Raw genomic sequence first — 6,008 nt, forward strand, 5'->3', positions numbered from 1 at the left:
CGTCAGCGGCCCTCCCCCTCCTCGGCATAGACCCGGGCCGCGTACTCGTCCAGGACCTGCTCGCACCTGGCCAGCGCCGCCGTCGCCTCGGCCTTGCCGGACGCCGCCAGCACGTCCCGGTTCTCCACCTTGGCGAACCAGTTGCGCAGCTTCACCAGGTCCTCGTCGTTCTCCTCCAACTCGGCGTAGGTGAAGTGCTCGGCCCGGTACTCCTTCTCGATCTGCCCCAGGAAGTCCTGGCAGCGGTCGACGATCTCCTCGTACTCGTCGTCGCGGGCCGCGTTGAAGGCCTGCTCGATCTCCGCGCTGCCGGACAGCACCTCGGAGCCCAGCAGCAGCGCGCTGCCGCCCATTTCCACGATCTCGTTGCGCAGCACCCGCAAGGACCGCTCCGCGCCCGGGCCCTGCGGTAGCGCCGCCACCGAGTTCTGCAGGTAGATGGCGCCCAGGCCCTTGATCTTGCGCCACACCCCGGCCCGCAGCCGGGTCGGCTCGGCCGGGACCTTGTAGACCAGGACCAGCCAGCGCACCCCGGAACCCTCCGCCAGGTGCCCGTCCGCCCGCCCGGCGTCGCCCTTCGGACCGGGCTGTCCCACTGTCTGCGCCACCTGCACTCCTCCGACGACCGGTCTCGCGACCTACCTGATCAGCGTAGCCGTGCGGGCCGGACGCGGACGCACCGCGACCGGGCCGTTCGCAGCCGAGGGGACGCAGGATGCCCCGGCCGGCGTCACCGCCGGCCGGGGCATCCTGTGATGCGGTCGGGCTCCGTCAGTTGTCGTTCTCCGCCGACGGGATGGACGCGCCGGGCACGTCGTTCGGGGCGAGGATCTTGCTGTCACCCGGGTACGCCTTGGTCCAGTTGTGGGTCTGGTACCAGGTGAAGCGGTTCATCTGCTCGGGGTTGGCGTAGTCGGGCACGGCGCTCGGGCCGGTGAGCCGCTGGTGCGACTTCCAGCTGTTCCACTGCGCCGCGACCTGCTTCTCGGCCGCCGGCGGCGCGGTGGTCGCCGGGACCAGCGCCGCGGTGGGGTCCTGCGGCGCGGGGGTGTCCACGCCGCAGGGCGGCGGGGTGGAGAGACCGTCGGTCAGCGAGGTCCGGTTGGGCACCGCGGTGAACGGCGTGTAGTTGGGCTTCGAAGTGAACGCCCCGAACATCGGGGTGGCCGCGCTGTCCTTCTGGTTCATCGGCTGGACCCCGAGGATCTGCTCGATGGTGCGGACCATGGTGATCTGCGAGTAGTAGTGGTTGTCGACGGCGCCGTGCTGGGCGTACGGGCTGATGACCTGGACCGGCGCGCGGTGGCCGTCGACGTGGTCCAGGCCGGCCTGGGAGTCGTCCTCGACCACGAAGATCGCGGAGTCCTTCCAGTACTTGCTGTGCGAGATCTCGTCGACCATCTTGCCGACCGCCAGGTCGTTGTCGGCGACCTCGGCGGCCGGGCTGGCCGGGCCGCCGGTGTGGTCGTTGGAGAACCAGAACATGTTCAGGTTCGCCGGACCGTTCTTCTCGAAGTCCTGCTTCCAGATCTGGTACTTGTAGGTGTCCGGGACGCTCAGGTCGAACAGCGGGAAGCCGGGCACCGACACCTTGTTGAGCGACGGGATCGCCGAGCCGGTCTGAATCGGGTAGGCCGTCGACGCCCCGGTCGCGGCCATGGTCTTGGCGTCGCAGTACAGGTTCTGCCAGGTCGCGCCGGCCGGCTTGCTCTCCAGCGACTGGAACTCGCCGTAGTCCTTGACGGACTTCCCGGCGGCCTGGGCGCCGGTCCAGATGAAGCCGGTCTTCTGGTGTCCGAGGACGTCGTTCTCGGTGTCGTAGCTGCGGGTGTACTCGCCGGCCGACGACTCGGTGTACTCCGGGTTGTCGGACTGCATCAGCCAGTTGTGGCCCTCGGCGGAGTTGGTGCCGACGTCGTAGAAGTTGTCGTAGAGCCCGAACTGCTGGGCCAGCGCGTGCTGGTTCGGAGTCACGTTCTCACCGAACTGCGTCAGCGCCGGGTCGCCGTTGCCCTGGGGCAGGTCGCCGAAGACCTGGTCGTAGGTCCGGTTCTCCTTGACCAGCAGGAAGACGTGCTTGATGGTCGACGGGTCGCCTATACGGGTCGGGACCGGCACGGCCTTCGTCTTCTTGGCGGTGGCGGCGGCGGTGCTGACCGAGCCGTTGGTCCAGCCGTTCTGCTGGAAGACCTTGACCGTCTGCTCCCTGACGACCCGGTCGCTGGGCAGCGTGAACGTGGTCAGGCTGGACGTGGTGTCGTGGGTGCCGTGCCCGGAGGCGGTGGTGGGGCGGAGGGCGTCGACGCCACGGGTGTTGGAGACCACGATCTTCTTGCCGACCGTGGCTATCTGGGCCGGGAAGTAGTCGGTCGGCAGCAGGCCGATGTAGCTGACCGGCTCCTGCGCCCCGGAGTAGCGGTAGACGGCGACCGCGTTGGCGCGGCCGAGCGTCACCAGCAGGTGGCCGTCGTCGGTGAGCGTCACGGCGTTGGGCTCGTAGCCGACCGACGCCTCCGGCCACGGCTGGGTGGTGATGGTCTGCACCACCCGGTCGTGGGCCGAGCTGATGACCGACACCTTGTTGTCGGCGGTGTCGGTGACGAACACCGTGCCCTTGCTGGCGTACACCGCGGTCGGGTGCAGACCGACGTCGATGGAGCCGACGGCCGCCGCCGGGTCCGCCACATTGATGACGCTCACCGTGCCGGTGGTGGAGGCGCCGGTGACGGGGTTGGCCGGCACGTCGGTGCCGTAGGAGTTGATGGTGGTCTCGCCGGGCTTGGCCTGGCGGCCGCCCTCGTTGCTGACGTAGAGCTTGTTGCCGACCATGGCGAGGCCGCGCGGCGCGATGCCCGTGGCCCAGCTCTGCACGATGGTCCCGGTCGCCGCGTTGATGGCGACGACCCGGTTCTGGCCGTTGACCGCGGAGTACACGGTGGAGCCGTCGGCCGAGAACACGGCCGCGCCCACCAGCGCGTGCTTGGTGCCGTCGACGGGGATGGAGACGACCACCGGGTTGGCGAGCGTGCCGTCCGGGTTCACCGTGAACCTGGTGTAGCCGTCGCTCTGGCCCAGCCAGAGCTGGGTGCCGTCGGGGGAGTAGGTCGGACCCTCCTGGCCCACGGAGGCGCTCTTGATGCGCAGGCCGTCCGCGGTGCCGGTGCCGATCCTCTGCTTCACCTGACCGGTCTTCAGGTCCATGATGACCAGCGCCGCGTCGCCGTCGGTGACCGCGGCCGCCAGCGTGCTGCCGTCGGGGCTCACCGTCGAGGACATGATCTTGCCGTCGTTGATGACGGTGCGGCTGCCGTAGGGGTTGAGGTACTGGTCGTCGGACACGACCTGGCCCTTGGCGGTGACCTGGCCGACCTGCTGGGTGCCGAACTGCTGGGTAGAGGCGACTGCGGTGCCGGTGACGCCCAGGGCGACCGTGATACCCGCGGTGACCAGGGCGCTCCGCCGACCGACTCTCCGGCCGAGAACGTTGAGCTGGGGGGCCTGTTCCTTGATCCGACGCTGCCGCTTGACCTGCACGGTGTTATCCCTTCGATGAGGCAGAGAGCAGTTCGACGTTGCCGTCGAACTGCCACAACGGGTTCGGCGCGTCCCCGTAGCGGGTGTGCACCAGGAAGTAGCCGTTCACTTCCTTCGGTCCGTCGCCGTCGGCGACGTAGCGACCGTTCGCGGAGATGTCGAGTTGGTAGACGGCGCTTCCGCTGACCTGCACCCCGGGCAGGTGCCAGGTGACCACGCAGCGCCAGTCGTTGCCGGGGCCCTCGTTGTCGCCCTGGCCGCCGCCCCTGTCGCAGGACGCGGACACCTGGAGCTGCGCCTCGGTCACGGCGGGGCGGTTGAGCTCGTCCGTCTGCATCCGGTAGAGGTGCGCGAATGCGGTGGCGAGCGAGCGCTGGACCTTGTCCTGGTCGATGCCGGAACCGGTAGACGGGGTCGCGACCGCTACACCGGCGACGCTCACGGCGAGCAGCCCGGCCAGCGGCAGCAGCCCGAAGGTGACGCTGCGGCGACCGGTGCCGTCGTACGCCGCGTTGGTGAAGTCGCGGCGGACGAAGACCGCATAGGCCGCCGCGGTCGCGGCCACCGCCCACACCAGACCGGCCGCGATGCTGATCAGCAGCGGTTCGAGCTGCGTCGGACCGGTGAACAGCCCGTTCCAGGAGATGAAGGCGTAGCCGGGCAGTGCGACGCGTACCGCCACGGGCAGCGGGAGCATCTGGGCGAGCGCCATCGCCAGCGCGACCAGCGCGGGCAGCAGCAGGCCCATCGGGGAGCGCCCCAGCGCGACCGAGCCGAGCAGCCCGATCGCGGCCAGGGCCAGGGTCGGCGCCAGTACGCAGACCCAGGCGAGCAGCACCTTGACGGCCGCGTCCGACGGCGTCAGCAGGTGCCCGTCGAGGCCGACCAGCGGACGGTTGCCGACCGCGATGAGCCCGCCGCCGGCACTGGAGCAGGCCAGCCCCGCCACGAGCAGCAGGATGAGGGTCAGGGCGGCCAGTGCCTTCGCCGCGAAGATCCGCCGGGGCGACCTGACCGCGACCAGCAGGTGGCGCCAGGTGCCGAGCCGGTCCTCGGCGGCGAAGACGTCGCCGGCCACCACCGAGATCAGCAGCGGCAGCGCCCAGCTGCCGGAGAAGCCGAGCACGACCAGCGATCCGGCCCACCCGGTGGCGTGCATCCAGCGGCCGAAGAGCGTGTCGGCGGGCAGGGTGCTCTGTTGGCTCACCGCGGCGACGAAGAGCGCGGGCGCGATCCAGCAGACCAGCACCAGCAGCCGGATCCGCCACTGGGAGACCAGCTTGACCAGCTCGAAGCGGTAGCCGCCGGCCAACGGGACGGGGTGTGCGCGAGTGGCCGCGGTGTCCTCGCGCGGCGTCGTGGTCGGGGTCGCGGTGGCGGTCATCGGGCGGCCTCCTGGTCCTGCGGTTCGGTCAGGGCGAGCAGCGCGGCCTCCAACGGGGAGACCACCGGGGCGAGTTCGCGCACCGCGACGCCGTCGCGCGCCAGCCGCGCCACCAGTTCGTCGAGGGCGGGCACCAGGGCGCGGACGACGAACGCCTCGGCGCCGCGCCAGGCCACGGTGGACTCGACGACGCGGATCCCGGCCGTGCCGGCGGCCGCGCCGAGGGCGGCCCGGGGGTCGGAGGTGAGCAGCCGGTAGTCGAGTTCTCGGTTCTCGGCGGCGAGCTTGCCCAGCGGCCCGGAGAAGACGACCCGCCCGGTGGCCAGGATGGTGACCTCGGAGCAGAGCTCCTCCAGGTCGTCCATCCGGTGGCTGGAGAGCACCACGCCGGTGCCCTCGGCGGCGAGCCGGGTCAGCACCCCGTGGACGTGCCGCTTGCCGGCCGGGTCGAGGCCGTTGGCGGGTTCGTCGAGCACCAGCAGTCGCGGCCCGGAGAGCAGGGCCGCGGCGAGTCCGAGCCGCTGGCGCATGCCGAGGGAGAAGCCGCGGGCCCGGTCGTCGGCGACGTCGGTGAGGCCGACCTCGGCGAGGATGTCGTCGATCCGTGCGGCCGCCGAGCCGCGGCCGCGCAGCGCGGCCAGCGCGGCGAGGTTCTGCCGGGCGGTGAGCGACGGGTACAGGCCCGGTCCGTCGACGAATCCGGTGACGCCGTCAGGGGCGTCGAGGGCGCGGCGGACGGTCGTGCCGAGGATGTCGAGTTCGCCGCTGTCCGCCGCAGACAGGCCCAGCAGCAGACCGAGCAGCGTGGTCTTGCCGGCGCCGTTCGGTCCGACCAGACCGTGGATCTGACCCTGCGCCACATCCAGATCGACGTTGTCGAGCGCGACGATGTCGCCGAAGCACTTGGTGATCCCACGAGCCCGGACGGCAAGGCGTGCATCCATAAGTCACCCTTCTCACAAAAGCCTCCACGGACTCTAGGGACTCCGCACAGCACGGCCACAGGCTGACAGTTGAACGTTCGTGGAACGGAGGACGACCGGTGCGCGCCACGCCGGAGGGGCGGGTCCGGATGGGACCCCCCCCCTCC

General features: G+C 70.8%; 4 protein-coding genes. All 4 read right to left on the reverse strand.

The features are described 5' to 3' along the window. Window positions 1-2: 2 nt before the first annotated feature. Entirely contained in the window at window positions 3-608 is a 606-nt protein-coding gene (locus tag TR46_RS18735) for a Chromate resistance protein ChrB (RefSeq protein WP_201776416.1), read from the reverse strand. A gap of 163 nt (window positions 609-771) precedes the next feature. Further along, window positions 772-3,534, reverse strand: a complete 2,763-nt coding sequence (locus TR46_RS18740) for a bifunctional YncE family protein/alkaline phosphatase family protein (RefSeq protein WP_042402350.1) — start codon at window positions 3,532-3,534, stop codon at window positions 772-774. A 4-nt stretch (window positions 3,535-3,538) separates the two neighbouring features. Continuing rightward, entirely contained in the window at window positions 3,539-4,918 is a 1,380-nt protein-coding gene (locus TR46_RS18745; protein ID WP_042402353.1) for an ABC transporter permease, read from the reverse strand. Next, window positions 4,915-5,862: an ABC transporter ATP-binding protein gene (locus TR46_RS18750; RefSeq protein ID WP_042402357.1), complete on the reverse strand. Its 948-nt coding sequence runs from the start codon at window positions 5,860-5,862 to the stop codon at window positions 4,915-4,917. Before TR46_RS18750 ends, TR46_RS18745 begins: the two co-directional genes overlap by 4 nt. Window positions 5,863-6,008 lie beyond the last annotated feature (146 nt).

The organism is Streptacidiphilus carbonis (assembly GCF_000787775.1).
In the GTDB taxonomy this organism is placed as follows: Bacteria; Actinomycetota; Actinomycetes; order Streptomycetales; family Streptomycetaceae; genus Streptacidiphilus; species Streptacidiphilus carbonis.

Bases quoted from the DNA above. Each gene is read 5' to 3' on its own strand.
- TR46_RS18745 (WP_042402353.1), bottom strand. From the start codon at position 4,918: ATGACCGCCACCGCGACCCCGACCACGACGCCGCGCGAGGACACCGCG.
- TR46_RS18750 (WP_042402357.1), bottom strand. From the start codon at position 5,862: ATGGATGCACGCCTTGCCGTCCGGGCTCGTGGGATCACCAAGTGCTTC.